The organism is Nocardia macrotermitis, assembly GCF_009604405.1.
Lineage (GTDB): Bacteria > Actinomycetota > Actinomycetes > Mycobacteriales > Mycobacteriaceae > Nocardia > Nocardia macrotermitis.
On sequence record NZ_WEGK01000013.1, the window covers coordinates 163,632 to 179,636 of the forward strand.

Annotated in this window: 14 protein-coding genes; 4 read left to right on the forward strand and 10 right to left on the reverse strand. The window is 66.7% G+C overall.

The annotated features are described in order from the left end of the window. Position 1 precedes the first annotated feature (1 nt). Together NRB20_RS27300 and NRB20_RS27305 are read right to left on the reverse strand one after the other, a co-directional pair. Positions 2-1,555, reverse strand: a complete 1,554-nt coding sequence (locus NRB20_RS27300; RefSeq protein WP_153413985.1) for a DUF2142 domain-containing protein — start codon at positions 1,553-1,555, stop codon at positions 2-4. Continuing rightward, on the reverse strand, positions 1,552-2,517 hold the full coding sequence (locus NRB20_RS27305) for a glycosyltransferase (RefSeq protein ID WP_319945470.1): 966 nt from the start codon (positions 2,515-2,517) through the stop codon (positions 1,552-1,554). Before NRB20_RS27305 ends, NRB20_RS27300 begins: the two co-directional genes overlap by 4 nt. Before the next feature lie 297 nt (positions 2,518-2,814). Here NRB20_RS27305 and NRB20_RS27310 point away from each other — a divergent pair, with 297 nt between their 5' ends. Both NRB20_RS27310 and NRB20_RS27315 read left to right on the forward strand, forming a co-directional pair. After that, positions 2,815-3,324: a GtrA family protein gene (locus NRB20_RS27310; RefSeq protein ID WP_319945471.1), complete on the forward strand. Its 510-nt coding sequence runs from the start codon at positions 2,815-2,817 to the stop codon at positions 3,322-3,324. 66 nt (positions 3,325-3,390) lie between these two features. Then, complete coding sequence (locus NRB20_RS27315) at positions 3,391-5,298, forward strand: glycosyltransferase (protein ID WP_153413987.1); 1,908 nt, start codon at positions 3,391-3,393, stop codon at positions 5,296-5,298. Between the two features lie 285 nt (positions 5,299-5,583). On the opposite strand, the gene NRB20_RS27320 is transcribed toward NRB20_RS27315, so the two are convergent. From NRB20_RS27320 to wzt, 4 genes are all read right to left on the reverse strand, one after another. Then, entirely contained in the window at positions 5,584-6,432 is an 849-nt protein-coding gene (locus NRB20_RS27320) for an SDR family oxidoreductase (RefSeq protein WP_153413989.1), read from the reverse strand. Between the two features lie 657 nt (positions 6,433-7,089). Then, positions 7,090-8,100 carry a hypothetical protein gene (locus NRB20_RS37700; RefSeq protein ID WP_194290025.1) on the reverse strand — a complete coding sequence of 337 codons (1,011 nt, stop codon included), beginning with the start codon at positions 8,098-8,100 and terminating at the stop codon, positions 7,090-7,092. Between the two features lie 24 nt (positions 8,101-8,124). Further along, positions 8,125-9,078: a galactofuranosyltransferase GlfT1 gene (gene glfT1 / locus NRB20_RS27330; RefSeq protein WP_153413991.1), complete on the reverse strand. Its 954-nt coding sequence runs from the start codon at positions 9,076-9,078 to the stop codon at positions 8,125-8,127. Beyond that, a complete protein-coding gene (wzt, locus tag NRB20_RS27335; RefSeq protein WP_153413993.1) occupies positions 9,075-9,890 on the reverse strand; it encodes a galactan export ABC transporter ATP-binding subunit Wzt/RfbE in 816 nt (271 codons plus the stop codon). The genes glfT1 and wzt overlap by 4 nt, the downstream gene beginning before the upstream one ends. 98 nt (positions 9,891-9,988) lie before the next feature. Here wzt and NRB20_RS27340 point away from each other — a divergent pair, with 98 nt between their 5' ends. Continuing rightward, positions 9,989-11,137, forward strand: a complete 1,149-nt coding sequence (locus tag NRB20_RS27340; protein ID WP_153413995.1) for an RNA-guided endonuclease InsQ/TnpB family protein — start codon at positions 9,989-9,991, stop codon at positions 11,135-11,137. 47 nt (positions 11,138-11,184) lie between these two features. On the opposite strand, the gene wzm is transcribed toward NRB20_RS27340, so the two are convergent. Next, a complete protein-coding gene (wzm, locus tag NRB20_RS27345; RefSeq protein WP_406603882.1) occupies positions 11,185-12,078 on the reverse strand; it encodes a galactan export ABC transporter permease subunit Wzm/RfbD in 894 nt (297 codons plus the stop codon). 56 nt (positions 12,079-12,134) lie between these two features. Continuing rightward, the gene (locus tag NRB20_RS27350) at positions 12,135-12,725 is read right to left on the reverse strand and encodes a bacterial proteasome activator family protein (RefSeq protein ID WP_194290026.1); all 591 of its coding nucleotides are present in this window, start codon (positions 12,723-12,725) and stop codon (positions 12,135-12,137) included. Between the two features lie 182 nt (positions 12,726-12,907). On the opposite strand from NRB20_RS27350, the gene NRB20_RS27355 reads away from it, so the two are divergent. Continuing rightward, positions 12,908-14,110: a cysteine desulfurase-like protein gene (locus tag NRB20_RS27355; RefSeq protein ID WP_153414000.1), complete on the forward strand. Its 1,203-nt coding sequence runs from the start codon at positions 12,908-12,910 to the stop codon at positions 14,108-14,110. A gap of 32 nt (positions 14,111-14,142) precedes the next feature. Here the strand turns inward: NRB20_RS27355 and NRB20_RS27360 are convergent, their stop codons facing one another. Beyond that, positions 14,143-15,132 carry an NAD(P)H-quinone oxidoreductase gene (locus NRB20_RS27360; protein WP_153414161.1) on the reverse strand — a complete coding sequence of 330 codons (990 nt, stop codon included), beginning with the start codon at positions 15,130-15,132 and terminating at the stop codon, positions 14,143-14,145. 257 nt (positions 15,133-15,389) lie between these two features. Continuing rightward, positions 15,390-15,908 carry an ATP-binding protein gene (locus tag NRB20_RS27365; RefSeq protein WP_153414001.1) on the reverse strand — a complete coding sequence of 173 codons (519 nt, stop codon included), beginning with the start codon at positions 15,906-15,908 and terminating at the stop codon, positions 15,390-15,392. Positions 15,909-16,005 lie beyond the last annotated feature (97 nt).

Here is a 16,005-nt window from a genome sequence, read left to right on the forward strand (position 1 = left end):
TTCAGCCCCAGACCAGGTAGTGGTACTTCACGATCGCGGCGACCAGCGCCACGGTCGTGGCCACCACGATCACCACGGCCGGACCGCGCACCGGGGTCCGGCCGCCGGAGTCGCTCAGCCGCAACGGTATCCAGCGCAGCAGCACCACGATGCCGACTATCGCCAGCGGCACGAAGTAGCGGCCCTGCACCCCGTCGACCAGGTAGAACCCGACCGGCGAGAAGGACATGTAGAGCGTCACGTAGATCATCGCGACGCTCGCCACGATCACCAGCCCGACGATCGCGGTGCGCAGGTGCGCGGCGGACATCCGCTCGGCGATCCCGGCGCTCACCGCGAATGCCAACAGGCAGGCCAGGATCGACAGCGCCGGGACCTCGACGTACGAGAAGCCGAGTTCGCCGAAGAACTGCGTGAACCAGTGCTGATCGCGCAACCAGATGCTGTGCACGAAGATCTGCGTGAACCGCACCGGATGCTCGAGGATGAACTGCAACTGATCGCCCGTCCGCACCGAATGCCACTGCGCGGGCGGGCGCATCAGGCCCATCCCGTCACCGGTCGGCGCGGCGATCTTCATCCACGCCGCGAACAGCGCCGCGCCGAGAATCGCGAAGGCCCACGGGACCCAGCGCAGGGCGCGGCGGAATCCGTACTGCCGCACCGGAATCAGCGCGACCAGCATGGCCAGCAGCACATAGGTCGGTTTGCTCAGCGGTAGCGCGATGGTGGCGAACAGGGCCGCGACCACCTCGGCGCGGGACAGCCGCGCATTCAGGAACACGCCCTTGACCACCAGGCAGGACACCAGCACGGCCAGCGCGTTGGTGATGGTGTCGGCGGTGACGGTACCGGCCTGGAACAGCGCGATCGGCAGCACCGACACCGTGAACGCCAGCCACTGCACCCGGTACCCGCGCAACGCGCGCAGCCCGAAGGCGACCAGCACCAGATAGGCGAGCAGGCCGGCGAGCCTGGTCAGCAGCACCGTCTGCCCGACGTCCAGCCCGGTCGCCTCCGCGAGACGCAGCCCCACGGCCGCGGGCACGTACGGGACCGGCGAGTAGGCCGCGGTGTTGGTGAACCACATCTGCTTGGTCGCCGACGACACCGGCGCGTCACCGAGCCGGTCGTACGCGGCGCGCCCGGCGGACAGCGGCTCGGGCTCGGGCGGTTTGCGGTTGTAGTCGTGGAACGCGTAGCTCATCATCGCGTCGATGCTCACCGGGATCTGCCCGCCGTAGGACACCCCGCGCGAGTCCGGGATCCGCTCGGGCCCGAAACCGCCGTGCGCGACCTGATAGGCGCGGCCGAACTGGGTGAGTTCGTCGTGTCCCCAGAACGGCGGGGTGAGCGCGGTGAACACGCCGCCGAAGACGGCGGCGATCAGGATGAAGGCCAGTGCGCCGAAGCCGAGGTGCCGCTGGGTCCAGCACACCGCGGCGGCCATGCGGCTCTTGTCGGGCGAATCTGTCTGTGCCGCAACATCTTCGGGCTTGTCCCCGGCGTCGTCGGCGGGTGTGGGATCGGTTTCGGAGGCGGCCTGCGTGGTCATCTCGCCTGCCCGGCATGTTCGGGCACGCCCGCGCCCACCGCCGAATAGCGCAGATACATCAGCCGCGCGGCCTCGTGCCGGGAGCGGCGGATCCCGTCCAGGATCAGCCCCGCGGTCCAGGCCAGCGAACCCAGCAGCAACAGCGTGAACGCCAGGAACAGCGTGGGGAACCGCGGCACCGAATGGATCTGATAGAACTGCACGATGATCGGCACGGTCAGGATGATCGAGATCAGCCACGCCACCGTGCCGAACAGCCCGTAGAAAGCGACCGGACGCTCGTGCCGGGCCAGCCCGACGATCAGCGCCAGAATCTTGAAACCGTCGTGATAGGTGCGCAGCTTGCTCTCGCTGCCCTCCGGACGATCCCGGAATCCGACCGGAACCTGGGTCTGCGGCACCCGCAGATGCAGGGAGTGCACGGTCAGTTCGGTCTCGATCTCGAACTCGCGCGAGACCGCCGGGAAACTCTTCACGAACCGGCGCGAGAACACCCGGTAGCCCGAGAGCATGTCCTCGACGTTCTCGCCGAACACCTTGCCGACCACGCCGTTGAGCACCTTGTTGCCCGTCTCGTGCCCGGTGCGGTAGGCCGAGGCGCCCGCGTCCTCGCGGCGCACCCCCAGCACGTGGTCGTACGGTCCGGACAGCAGCGCCTCGATCATCCGCGGTGCGGCGGCGGCGTCGTAGGTGTCGTCGCCGTCGATCATCAGATAGATGTCGGCTTCGATATCGGCGAAGGCGCGTCGCACGACATTGCCCTTGCCCTTGGTGGTTTCGGTGCGCACGATCGCACCCGCCTCGCGGGCCCGTTCGGCGGTGGCATCGGTGCTCAGGTTGTCGTAGACGTAGACGACGATGTCCGGCACGGCGGCCTTGAGGTCGCCGACGACCTTGGCGACGGCGGCTTCCTCGTTATGACACGGCACTATGGCGGCGATGCGAAATTCGGTGGGGTCCACCCCGTCAATCCCTCGGTATTTTTGATCCGGCCGACGAAATACGAACACCGGGAGGCTATATCTTTGGCCTCCGCTTCGCTCCGGCGGGGTCGGGGCCCCTGAGGCTCGATTCTTCCCTCCTCCGCTCCTCCGCTTCGCTCCCCAGCTCCGTCAGTCCAGAATCGAGCCGGGCCCCGACCATTGCTGTCGGCGTTGTCCGGAGTTGGCGGAACTGGGTGACCTAGTTGTCGGCGTTGTCGATGGTTGACGGAACTGGGTGGCGAGGGGGTTGGTGGTGCGATCGGGTAGCGTCGCCCCGTGCCTCGCAGTGAGACGGTGACGGAGGAACCCGCGAAGTCGGGTGGTTCCGTGGTCACCAAGTTGGTCGGCGCATTGCGTACCGGCGGAGCGTTTCTGGTGGTCGGCGGGATCGGGTTCCTGGTCGACGCGGGCACCTACAACCTGCTGGTGTTCTGGGGCGGGCACGGGGTGCTGTACCACCAGCCGTTGGTCGGGAAGATCATCTCGATCGTGGTGGCCAGCGTGGTCACCTATTTCGGCAACAAATGGTGGACGTTCTCGCACAAGAAGGGCGGCAGCGCGGCGCGCGAATACGTGCTGTACACCGTGTTCAACCTGATCGCGATCGCGTTGCAGCTCGGCTGCCTGGGGTTTTCCCGGTACGTACTGCATCTGTCGACGCCGCTGTCGGACAACATCTCGGGCACTCTCATCGGCCAGATCGTGGCCGTGATCTTTCGCTATTGGGCATACGACAAATTCGTGTTCACCGGTGCGTCGGCGGCCCGGACCGACGCGGACGCGTGAGTCGGCGATAATGATCCTCGCCGCACAGGAAACACATAGCAGACGAAACACAGAGGGAAATCCAGTATGGAACAGTCGGCTGGCCAGGCCGTGACCGAGAACGTCCCGAGCTCCGCCGCCCCGGCCCCCGAGGTGCGGGCCGCGGCAAACCTGGCCCCGGACCGGATGGTGCTGGCCCGCGGTGTGTTCACCGGGCCCGCGCCGAAGATCAGTGACGAACTGTATGCGGTGGTCGAGGGCAAGGCGCAGCGCGATCGGCTGTCGCTACGGCTGGACAAGGGCGCGACCGCGCACACCAACACCTACTTCGGCCGGTTCGCGGCCAGCTACTGGCAGCGGTGGACGACCGTCACCGAGGTCGAGGTCGCGATGACCCTCGAGGTCGGCGATCGGGCGCGCATCCGGTTGGCCGCCTCCGATATCGCCGGGCACCGCCGCATCATCGACTCCGCCGACGTGTCCGGTGACGGTCGCGTGGTGCTGCGCGCGCCGCTGGACCAGTACGTCGACGGTGGTGCGCTGTGGCTCGAATTCGACGCTGTCGGTGGGGATCTCGGCATCACCGAACTCGCCTGGAGTGCGCCCGCGCCCGAACGCGTGCGTCCGGTGGCGATCGCGATCTGCACGTTCAACCGCGCGCAGGACTGCGCGCACACCGTCGCCGCGCTGGCCTCGGATCCGGTGGTGCTCTCGGCGCTGACCGCGGTGTACGTGGTGGATCAGGGTACTGATCTGGTCGAGAAGCAGTCGCTGTACCAGGAGACCGCGCCGCGCTTCGGCGACAAGCTGCACTACATCCGCCAGCCCAATCTCGGTGGTGCGGGCGGGTTCACGCGCGGACTGTACGAGGTGTCCGCGTCGGGCAGCTTCGACGGTTCCGAGCACGCCGACATCATCCTGATGGACGACGACATCCTGTGTGAGCCGGAAACCGTTGTGCGCCTTCAGGCTTTCGCCAATCTGACTGTGGAGCCGACGCTGGTCGGCGCGCAGATGCTGTTCCTGCTCAACCCCGACTACCTCAACGTCGGCGCGGAGGAGGTGCATCTGGGTGAGCTCAAGCACGGGCAGAAGGTGCCCAAGGCGCTGCGCAACACCAGCATGCTCGAGCGCAACCAGGAACGTCGCGTGGACGCGGGCTACAACGCCTGGTGGACCTGCCTGATCCCGGCCGAGGTGGTGGCGCGGATCGGACTTCCGGTGCCGATCTTCTTCCAGTGGGACGACGTGGAATACGGCATCCGCGCGCGCGAGGCGGGCTTCGTGACGGTGACGCTGCCGAACGCCGCGGTCTGGCACGCGGACTTCTACTGGAAGGACTACGACGACTGGGCGCGCTATTTCAGTATGCGCAATTCGCTCATCGTCGGGTCGCTGCACACCGATCTGGATCCCAAGGCGGTCACCCGGCAGCTGTTCCGGACGTTGGCCGAACATCTCGTCGCGATGCAGTACGGCCTGGTGCACACCACGTTGCAGGGCATCGAGGACTTCCTGGAGGGCCCGAAGGTGTTGCGGGACGGCGGAATCGCCGCCCTGGCCGCCGCGCGCGGCACCCGTTCGGACTACGAGGAGACGGTCAAGCATCCGGCCGCGACGGCCCCGGTCCGGTCCGCCGACATCCAGGTGCGCCGGGATACGGGAGATCCCAGCCGCCCGGTGCTGGTGCTGGTCAAGCGGGCGATCCAGCAGTGGACCGGCCGCACCCAGCCGGGCCTCAAGGCGATCACCCGCGAGGACGCGCACTGGTGGCACGTGGCGCTGTTCGACCACGTCATGGTGACCGACGCCTCCCAGTCCGGCGTGCGAATCCGCAAGCGGGACAAGGCCAAAGCCCGCGCCCTGCTGCTGCGCACCATCCGCGTCCTGCGCCGCCTCCGCCGCGAACTCCCCGCCCTGACCCAGCAGTACCGCACCGCCGTACCCGAACTCACCAGCCGCGAGAACTGGGAGCGCCTCTACGAAATCCGCTGACCGCGAATTCGGTTGGCGGACAGTGGGATCGGATCGACCGCGAATTCGGTTGGCGGTCGGTGAGTTTCGGCCGACCGCGAATTCGTCCCGTGGTCGGTGCGAGTCCCGGTCGGCGCCCCGCCGGGCTCGGCTCCGTCGGTAGCCGGTGGTGGGCGGCCTCTGCTCGGGACGGGTGGGCCAGTTCGTGGCAGCCGATCGGCGAGCGGCGCTGTCGGCGAGTCGGATTGCCGCTGAACATGATTCGGGCCCGGACCGGGTACGCGGTCCGGGCCCGAATGCGGTCGATCAGAGGAACAGGTCGGTGCTCAGCGGGCCGTCGCCGGGGGTGACGCGGTACTTGTCGAGGTCGGTGATGCCATGTTCGGCGAGTACCTCGTCATCGATGTAGAAATTGCCGGTCGCGCTCGCGGCGGGAGAGGTCAGGACCAGGTAGGCGGCGTCGGCGTAGATGTCGGGGGTGCGGGAGGTGGAGACCATCTCCTCGCCGCCGAGCAGGTTGCGGACCGCGGCGGTGGCGATGGTGGTGCGCGGCCACAGCGAGTTGACGCCGATGCCGTACTTGCGCAGTTCCTCGGCCAAACCCAGTGTGGTGAGCGACATTCCGTACTTGGCTATGGTGTAGCCGAGCGAACCGCCCGCCCATTTCGGGTCCAGGTTCAGCGGCGGCGACAGGGTCAGGATGTGCGGGTTGCGGTCGGCCTCGGCCGATGCGCGCAGCGCGGGAATGCTCAGTTTGGACAGCAGGAAACTGCCGCGGCAGTTGATGTCCTGCATCAGGTCGTACTTCTTCATGGCGAGTTGCTCGGTGGGCGCGAGATCGATCGCCGAGGCGTTGTTCACCACGATGTCGATGCCGCCGAACCGCTCGACGGTCTCCCGCACCGCGCGCGCGACGCCCTCGTCGTCACGCACATCCCCGACGAACTTGTGCGCCTGACCACCGGCTTCCTCGATCTCGGCGGCGGCGGTGTGGATGGTGCCGGGCAGTTTGGGATGCGGCTGATCGGTCTTCGCGATCAGGGTGATGTTGGCCCCGTCGGCGGCGGCGCGTTTGGCGATCTCGAGTCCGATACCCCGGCTGCCGCCGGACATGATCATGGTCCGGCCCGCTAGCGGCTTCCCTGCGTTCGTCATGTGTCTGTCTCCAATCTTCTCGGCGTCGCTCCCCTTCGATGATCTCGAACGAACCGCCGCCGATGTCCGGATCGACCTGAACGAACACTAAGCCACACCCGGCCTCTATGCAACCAGTTGCATATAAAGTCACACTGTGTGAGCCGAACCCCGGCGATCGGGTATGGATGACGAAATGAGATGTGGGAGAAGGGGAATCACCGGCGCACCGGCCGTCGATGTTGGTATCCGCCCGCGGCGGCGCACGCGAGAACCCCGAGGGTGTCGCGATTTCCGCACCGCGTCCGTTCGTACGGAACGCGCGGGCCGGGACCCAGCCGGTATCGAACAGCCGTGCATATACCCAGCGAAAAACGGCCGGGATCGGCCGTGTGGACAATGGGAGACCGCGTCGACGGTGAGCACGCCGCGGGGCGACCGGGCCGGTAGGGCGGCCCGGTGCCTGCGCGCGGGGCTCAGCGCAACGGGTGAGGGAGGGAGATAGGTGCGACGACGCGGGTCGTCTCACCACCTCGCTGCCCGGCCCCCGGTGTCCGGAAATTCGCCTTCACGTATCTCACCTCCTGCCCTTCGATGGTTGCTTCGAACTGTGATACCTACTGTCGCAGTCCATTACACGGACCGCAACGGAATTAAAACGCTACCGCGCGAGCCGGATCAGGAGGACGCGGCGATCAGCAGCAGGTTGAGCAGCAGCAGGAAACCGACGATGCCCCAGGTGATGTACATGAAGATCATGCCGGGCGTCTTCTGCGGCACCGGGCCGATCGCGCCGCGGATCATCCACATGATCGGCGAGCGGTAGTAGACCTTGGTGCTCTGTCCGTCGGCGACCGGCACGACCGCGTTGCCCGGCCCGTAGTCCCACAGCCAGCGGGTCTTGACCTCGACCTGGTACTGACCGGCGGGGACGGGGATATGCGTTGCGCCCCAACGCGCCCCGGGCACCTCCTGCCCGTTCACCCGGATCCGCGGCCCGGTCAGCGCGAGGAGGAACTGCAACGGGAAGTACGAGGAATCCACCACGATGCCGGGCGGGCCGGGCTCGGGACGGAACTGATCGCCCTGCGGCGCACCGTAATTCGCCGGCGGGTAGCCGCCGGGCTGACCGCCGTACGGCGCACCCTGCTGCGGCACACCGGGATTCGGCACGCCGTAGCCGGGCTGGGGATAACCCTGCTGCGGATACCCGGGCTGTGAATTACCCGGCTGCGGGTATCCGGGCTGCGGGTATCCGGGCTGGGGATAACCCGGCTGGGGATATCCGGGCTGCGACGGGTTCTGCTGCGGATACCCCGGCTGCGAGACGCCCTGCTGGGGATAGCCCGGCTGCGGAATTCCCGGCGACGACACATTCTGCTGTGCATAACCGGGCTGGGGATATCCGGGCTGCGACGGGTTCTGCTGCGGATACCCCGGCTGCGAGACGCCCTGCTGGGGATAGCCCGGCTGCGGAATTCCCGGCGACGACACATTCTGCTGTGCATAACCGGGCTGGGGATATCCCGGCGAGGAATTGCCCTGCGGCTGTTGATAACCCGCCTGCACGGCCGGTCCCGGCTGTGCCCCGTGCCCGTTGGCGGACTGCGGCGCATCCGGGCTCGGCTGCGGGCTGTTCGGCTGCCAAGGCTGGCCGTAGGGTGAATTTCCGCCGTAGGGGTTGCTCACGGCCAAGCCTCCAAAAGTGCTGATCTATCCCGGTTTGTGGAATTGTTCGCGCCGCCCGAGTCGTCGCAGGCGCAACCATTCTCGCAGACCCGCCGGATCCTTCTGCTGCACCAGGAAGAACCAGGAGAACCGGGCCCACTCCTGCGGCAACAACTTACGCATACCCGGCTGCGCCATCAGGTACCCGCGATTGCGATAGGTGAAGTAGCGCTTCACCGGATCGTCCGGATACTGGGTGTGCATCCGCCCGCCCAGGATCGGCTTGAACTCCGCGGACCCGTTCGGGTGCAGATACGCTGTGCGCAAACAGGTTCCGAACGGCAGCCCGGAACGGACCAGCCGCCGGTGCACCTCCACCTCGTCACCGCGTACGAACAACCGCAGATCCGGCACCCCGATCACATCCACCGCGCGGGCGGAGATCAGCGCGCCGTTGAACAGCGAGGCGATGCCGGGCAGCAGATCCTCGTCGCCGTCGGTCGAGGTGTACAGCTCCGAACGCCGACGCCGCCACACCACCCCGCGACGCAGCGGAAAGGCCAGCTGATCCGGATCGTCGATATCGCAGACCACCGGCGACACCTCGGCCAGACCGTGCGAATTCGCGCACTCGGCGAGGATGGACAGCACCTCGGGCCCCTCGGGACGTCCGTCGTCGTCGGCCAGCCACACCCAGTCCGCGCCGAGCGTCAGCGCGTGCAGCATGCCCAGGGCGAAACCGCCCGCGCCGCCGAGGTTGTGCTCGGATCCGAGATAGGTCGACTCCACCGGCTGCTCGCGTACCAACTCGCCCACCTCGGGTTCGTTGGCGTTGTCCACGACGATCAGATGATCGATCGGGCGCGTCTGCGCGGTGAGCACCTGCAACGATTCGGCGAGCAGTTCACGGCGTTTGTGCGTGACGACCACCGCGACGATCCGGGACGTGGGGCCGGGGCCGGACACTGCGACGCCCGCACCCGGGACCTGATCACTCATGAACGATCGTGCTCCAGTTCCCGTGCGAGTTCACGCTGTATCTGGGCGACATGGTCACCGGCCTCGGGTCCTTCGTAGGCCCGCACCACTTCCTCGATGCCGCCGCGCATCCGCACCGTGCCGTGATCGATCCAGATCGCGGAATCGCAGAGCTGCGCGAGGAATTCGTTGGAATGGCTGCAGAACACCAGGATGCCCGAGCGCGCCACCAGATCCTGCAACCGGTTGCGCGCCTTCTTCAGGAATTCCGCGTCGACCGCGCCGATACCCTCGTCCAGCAGCAGGATCTCCGGGTCGATCGAGGTCACCACGCCCATCGCCAACCGCACCCGCATACCGGTCGAATAGGTGCGCAGCGGCATGTTCAGATACTCGCCGAGTTCGGTGAATTCGGCGATCTCGTCCACCTTGGCGAGCATCTGCTTGCGGGTCTGCCCGAGGAACAATCCGCGAATGATGATGTTCTCGTACCCGGAGATCTCCGGATCCATCCCGACGCCCAGATCGAACACCGGCGCGACCCGCCCCCGAACCCGCGCACTCCCGCGCGTCGGCTCGTAGATGCCCGAAAGCAACCGCAGCAGCGTCGATTTACCCGCGCCGTTGTGCCCGACCAACCCGACCCGATCACCCTCCTTGAAGGAAAGCGTGATCTCCCGCAACGCCTCGACGACCACCACATCGGACTGATTACGTCCGATCGCGCCGCCCGCCTTACCCAGAAACGCCTTCTTCAACGATCGCGACTTGGCGTCGAAGATCGGGAATTCCACCCATGCGTCATGGGTTTCGATGCTCACTCGCTCGGTCATCAGGCATCCGCCGTGGATGCTCCGTCGTGCACGGCGGAGAGAGATCGGTGGGAGTGTCGGGTTGGCGGCACGATGGCATCTTTCGATAGTATGTTCGAATGGATGAGGTGGTGCGGTACACGTACCGGCTTCGGCCGGGGCGCACCGCCGAGACGGCATTGCTCGCTGAGTGGGGCCGTTGCCGTTGGCTGTGGAACGAAGCGGTCCATCAGTACCGATCCGGGCAGAAACCGACGTTCGCGAAACTCGGGAAACTGCTGACCGAAGCGCGGGCGAAGCTCCCATGGCTGCGCGGGGGTTCGCAGGTCGCCCAGCAGCAGACCCTGCGTGATTACGCGCAGTCGCTGGATCATTCGTTCAAGATGAAGGGTCGCGGTCGCCCGAAGGCGAAGTCTCGCAAGAGGTCTCTGCCGTCGTTGGAATACACCATGCGCGGATTCTCCATCCGCGATCGTCGACTGATACTGCCGAAGGGAGTGACAGTCCCGGTGGTGTGGTCTCGGGAATTGCCGTCGCAGGCCACCTCGGTCCGGGTGTATCAGGATTCGCTCGGCCATTGGTACGGGTCTTTCGTCGTGCGCCGAGCGGTCCCGGCCTATCCGCGTGGTGAGGGCCGTATCGGTATCGACTGGGGCGTATCGACTACGGCGACGACTACCGATCCTTCCTTCGATCTGCCATACCTCGGGCATCGGAAGCGGTGCGCCGCCGAGCTGGCGAAGGCGCAGCGGAAGATGGCGCGTCGACATCGCAAAGGCCGACCGCAGTCCAGGGGGTACTGCGAGGCGAAGCGGCAGGCTGCCCGGTTGGCGAAGAAAGCTGCTCGGCAGACTGTTCACGATTCGCGCGCGTGGGCGAAACGAGTGGTCGACGGCCATGACTTGATCGCTGTCGAGGATTTCAAACCAACGTTCCTGGCGAAGTCCACGATGGCGCGCAAGGCTGCTGATGCCGCGATCGGTGTGACGAAGCGTGAACTGATCGAACGTGCTACGCGGGCTGGGCGGAAGGTGGTGATGATCCGGCCTGCCTACACGACCATGACGTGCAGTCGGTGTCTCGCGAGAACCAAGCGACTCGAACTGCACGAGAGAAACTTCCGGTGCGACAGTTGCGGATTCGCAGACGGTCGGGATCGGAACGCTGCCAGAGTGGTTCTGGCTGTGGCAGAACGGGGCCACGTCGGTGTCGAAGATGTCAGACAATCGGATCACCTCCTCCGGGTGGATGGTTCGGTTGCGGTCTGAGCTGGAAATCTCCCGCCTCCCAGGCTGGGGAACCGTTAAGTGGCCCTTTACACCCAGTACGGGACGCGCGAACGGAATTGCTTCATGGCCAGTAGTGCGACGGCCCAGCCCACCACGGTGATGCCCAGCACCACACCCCAACTCAGCAGGCTCGACGGCTCACCCAGCAACGGCGCGCGCACGATCTCCAGATAATGGTAGGTCGGAATGATCTCGATCAGTCGCGCGCGTTCGCCGACGGCGCCGGCGTGATCGGTGAGGGATTTGGTATTCCACATCACCGGGGTCAGCACGAACAGCATCAGCGTCATACTGCTCAGAATCGGCGCGATATCGCGGTAGCGGGTGGCGAAGATGCCGAATACCAGCGTCACCCACATGGCGTTCAGGAAGATCAGCGCGATCGCCGGAATCGCCAGCAGCGCACTCCAATTCAGGTGATGCCAGAGGCCCGCAACCGGAATCAGGATGACGTAGATGATCAGGTTGTGCGCGAAGAACAGCAGCTGCCGCCACACCAACCGGTAGACGTGCACGCTCAACGCCGAGGGCAGTTGTTTGATCAACCCCTCGTTGGCGATGAAGATCTCCGAACCCTCGAGAATGCTGTTGGAGATGATGTTCCAGGTGATCAGGCCGACCGTCACATAGGCGACGTAGGCGCGCAGATCCTGGCCCAGCAGCGTCGAATACAGCACCGCCATCGCACCGGCCTGCACCGCGGTCGCGATGGTGATCCAGAACGGGCCCAGCACCGACCGCCGATACCGCTGCTTGATGTCCTGCCAGCCCAGCGACAGCCAGAGCTCACGCTGGGAGAAGCCGTCGCGCAGATCCTTGAACGCGCGGCGGAACGATTGGGCGTCGGACACTAGGGGTACCGAGACGTCGGCCGGGCTCTGCACGGCGGTCGCCGACTCGACGGGGGCAGCTGCGGGCACAGTGCACGACTGTAGCCGACGGGGTGCGGCGGACCACAGGTACGCGGGAGATCCATCTACAGGTACTGGCCGGAGACTCCCGAGGATCCCTGCTGACCACCGTCGCGCGGAACGTGCATACCGGGCGGCAACGCGTGCCGCATCTGCTCGAGCTGCGCGCGGGCGGCCATCTGCTGGGCGAACAGCGCGGTCTGGATGCCGTGGAACAACCCCTCCAGCCAGCCGACCAGCTGGGCCTGGGCGATGCGCAGTTCAGCGTCGGAGGGAATGGTGTCGTCGCCGAACGGCAGCGCCAGCCGCTCCAGCTCCTCGCGCAGCTCCGGGGCCAGCCCCTGTTCGAGTTCGCGGATCGAGGTCTTGTGGATCTCGCGCAGCCGGGTGCGGCTGGCGTCGTCCAGCGGCGCGTGCCGCACCTCTTCCAGCAGCTGTTTGATCATGGTGCCGATGCGCATCACCTTGGCAGGCTGCTCGACCATATCGGCCAGCGACTCCTCCTTGGCCTCCTCGTCGTCGGCCTCGGCTGCGCCCTCGCCGACCACCTGGCCGGTGAGCGGCGAGTCGCCCCGGGAGCCCGCCGGCAGCACCAGCGGCTGACCGTCGGGTCCGATCACCACGATGGATTCCGATTCTCCGTCCGAGTGCGTCATGGTGTCCATCATGTCCGGTCGGGGCGCGACGCGCTAAGCCGAATACCGGGTTCGCGCGATCCCGGCGTGCCCAGCGGCGAAGCGTCTCCGTCCGGCTGGAAGTTGCCCGCGAAGCGAAAGGCTCAGCAGCAAGACTCCAACACCATTACGCCGAGTTGCCTCCTGCGCTTAGAGTGGCCTGCATGACTTACGACGTCGCACGGGTTCGGGGCCTCATACCGTCCCTGGGCGACGGGTGGATCCATCTCGACCCGCAGGCTGGGATGCTTGTTCCGGATTCGGTATCTCGTGCCGTCTCAACGGGTTTCCGCACGTCGGCCTTCTCGCACACCAATCGTCACGCCGCCGCCAAGCGCAGCGGAGCCATCCTGGACGCGGCCCGTGAGGCCGTCGCGGACCTGGTCGGCGGTGATCCGGCGGGCGTGGTGCTCGGCCCGGATCGCGCGGTCCTGCTGGCCTGGCTGGCCGAATCGCTGAGTTCGCGGCTGGGCCTGGGCACCGGGATCGTGCTCTCGCGGCTGGACGACGAGGCGAACGTCGCGCCGTGGCTGCGGATCGCGAACCGGTACGGCGCGCACGTGCGCTGGGCCGAGGTCGAGATCGAGACCTGCGAGATGCCCGCCTGGCAGTTCGAGGAATTGATCGGGCCGACCGCGCGGCTGGTCGCGTTGACCGCCGCCTCGCCGATCGTCGGGTCGGCCCCGTCGGTGCGGGTGGCCGCGGATCGGGTGCACGAGGTGGGTGGGCTGCTGGTCGCCGACTGTTTCGGGGCCGCGCCCTACGCGCTGATCGATATCGACGAGCTCAATGCCGATGTGGTGGCGTTATCGGCGCCGGCGTGGGGTGGGCCGCAGATCGGCGCGCTGGTCTTCCGCGATCCGGCGTTCCTGGACCGGATTCCGTCGATGTCGCTGAACCCGTACGCCAAGGGGGCCGAGCGGCTCGAGGTCGGCGGGCACCAGTACGCGCTGCTGGCCGGGCTGACCACCTCGATCGACTATCTTGCCGGGCTGGACGAGCAGGCCACCGGGACCCGGCGCGAGCGGCTGGAAGTGTCGATCACCTCACTCCAGGACTATCACGATCATCTGTTCGAGCACCTGATGGAGGTGCTCGATCGGATTCCGAACCTGACCGTCATCGGCCGGGCGTCGACCCGCATTCCGACGGTGAGCTTCACCATTTCCGGGTTCCAGGCGGAGAAGGTGTCGGCGAAGCTGGCGGATCTGCGGATCGGGACGTTGTCGGGTGCGCACGGCGGGAGCCGGTTGCTCGACGCGTTGGGCGTGAACGACGAAGGTGGCGCGGTGACCATCGGGTTGGCGCCGTACACAACGAAATTCGAGATCGATCAGCTGGGGCGGGCGCTCACTTCGCTGGACTGAACGACGTTTCGGTCGCGGCGGGCGGTAATGCTTCAGTCCTCGCGGATTCGCAGAATGACCTTGCCGACCGTTTCCGCCGAATCGAGCAGGCCGTGGGCGGTCGCGGCCTCGGTGACGGGTAATTCGGCGTGCACGACCGGGACGACGGTGCCCTCGGCGAGCAGCGGCCACAGGTGGCGGCGCACCTCGGTGATGATCTCGGCCTTGCCGGAACGTCCGTTGGTCGGGCGTTTGCGCAGGTTGGTGGCGTGGACGGTGCCACGTTTGCCGAGCAGCGTGGACAGGTTCAACTCGCCCTTCACCCCGCCCTGCATGCCGATGACGCACAACTGACCGTCGTCGGCGAGGGCTTCGATATTGCGGCCCAGATAGGCCGCGCCCATATTGTCGAGAATGACGTCCGCGCCACCGGATTCGGCGATCGTGGCGACGAAATCCTCCTCGCGATAATTGATCAGGATGCTCGCCCCGAATTCCTTGCAGCGATCGAGTTTCGCCTGCGATCCGGCCGTCACCGCGACCCGCGCACCCCGGCTCACCGCGACCTGAATGGCATGCGTCCCGATCCCGCTACCGCCGCCGTGGATCAACAGCAGCTGCCCCGCGCGCAGCCCGGCCCGCATCACCAGATTCGACCAGACCGTCGCCGCGACCTCCGGAAGTGCCGCCGCCACAGCAAGATCCATCGCCTCGGGCACCGGCAGCACCTGCCCCGCCGGCACCACCACCTGCTCCGCGTACCCACCCCCCGACAGCAACGCGCACACCCGATCTCCCGGCCGCCAGTCCCGCACCCCGTCGCCCACCCGCGCGACAACCCCCGAACACTCCAGCCCGAGTACCTCACTGCTCCCCGGCGGCGGCGGATAGAACCCCTGCCGCTGCAACAGATCCGCCCGATTCACCCCCGCGGCGGTCACGTCGATCAGCACCTCCCCAGCCCCCGGACCAGCCAGATCAGGGGCCTGCGCCCACCGCATCACCTCGGGCCCGCCGAAGCCGTCCAGCTCGATCGCATACATGACGCTCATTGTGAACTCCATCCCCCACCCCCGCCGTCCCGGGCCCACCCAACGCCCCGAACCCCCGAGGACCCCCAGGTTGCCCGCCCGCCCGAGTCCAGGGGGCTTACACCCTGTCCGGATACGTTGTCCGGATTGCCCGTTCGTTCAACAGGCCACGGCCGCGCCGACTCACGATCGCTCCGGCAGGCCACCCCCGATGCCCGCAAATCGTCAACGACTGATCCGCCAACGCTCACCATCATCGGAGTGGGCGTTCACCCGGTGACGGCGGCTCCGATGCGCTGGGCGACCTGGTTGGGGGTGAGGTGTGTGGTGTCGATGACCTCGGCTTCGGCGTGTAGCCAGGTGCGGGCGGCTTCGGCGTAGGGCTCGAGGTACTGGAGGCGGAATTCCGAGGGGATGGCGGTGGCTGTCTCGATGCGTGTGCGGAGGGTGGCCCGGTCGGCGTGCAGGACGAAGTGTCTGATCGGGATGGCATGTCGGGCAAGGCCGTTGCTGATTTCGCGCCAGTACTGTTCGACCAGGACGGTCATCGGCATCACCAGGGTGCCGCCGGTGTAGTCGAGGATGTGGCGGGCGGTTTCGACGACGAGTGGTCGCCAGGGTGGCCAGTGCTGGAAGTTGTCGGTCGCCGGTAGTCCCGGCGTGACGTCCATGAGTGTTTCGCCGACCTTCTCCGCGTCGAATACGCGGGAATCGGGAATCAGTTGCTGCACAAGCGCACTGGTCGTCGTCTTGCCTACGCCGTGGGTGCCGTTGAGCCACACGATCATGGGTGCCACGGTAGTCGGGTGTGATCGTGGCAGGTGTGGATCGGCAGCTCGTGAGCGATCGGCGGCGAATGTGTCGGTGGCGTAGGTTAGCGTTCCC

Bases quoted from the DNA above. Each gene is read 5' to 3' on its own strand.
- NRB20_RS27300 (WP_153413985.1), bottom strand. From the start codon at position 1,555: ATGACCACGCAGGCCGCCTCCGAAACCGATCCCACACCCGCCGACGAC.
- NRB20_RS27315 (WP_153413987.1), top strand. From the start codon at position 3,391: ATGGAACAGTCGGCTGGCCAGGCCGTGACCGAGAACGTCCCGAGCTCC.
- NRB20_RS27320 (WP_153413989.1), bottom strand. From the start codon at position 6,432: ATGACGAACGCAGGGAAGCCGCTAGCGGGCCGGACCATGATCATGTCC.
- glfT1 (WP_153413991.1), bottom strand. From the start codon at position 9,078: ATGAGTGATCAGGTCCCGGGTGCGGGCGTCGCAGTGTCCGGCCCCGGC.
- wzt (WP_153413993.1), bottom strand. From the start codon at position 9,890: ATGACCGAGCGAGTGAGCATCGAAACCCATGACGCATGGGTGGAATTC.
- NRB20_RS27340 (WP_153413995.1), top strand. From the start codon at position 9,989: ATGGATGAGGTGGTGCGGTACACGTACCGGCTTCGGCCGGGGCGCACC.
- NRB20_RS27350 (WP_194290026.1), bottom strand. From the start codon at position 12,725: ATGACGCACTCGGACGGAGAATCGGAATCCATCGTGGTGATCGGACCC.
- NRB20_RS27355 (WP_153414000.1), top strand. From the start codon at position 12,908: ATGACTTACGACGTCGCACGGGTTCGGGGCCTCATACCGTCCCTGGGC.
- NRB20_RS27360 (WP_153414161.1), bottom strand. From the start codon at position 15,132: ATGTATGCGATCGAGCTGGACGGCTTCGGCGGGCCCGAGGTGATGCGG.
- NRB20_RS27365 (WP_153414001.1), bottom strand. From the start codon at position 15,908: ATGATCGTGTGGCTCAACGGCACCCACGGCGTAGGCAAGACGACGACC.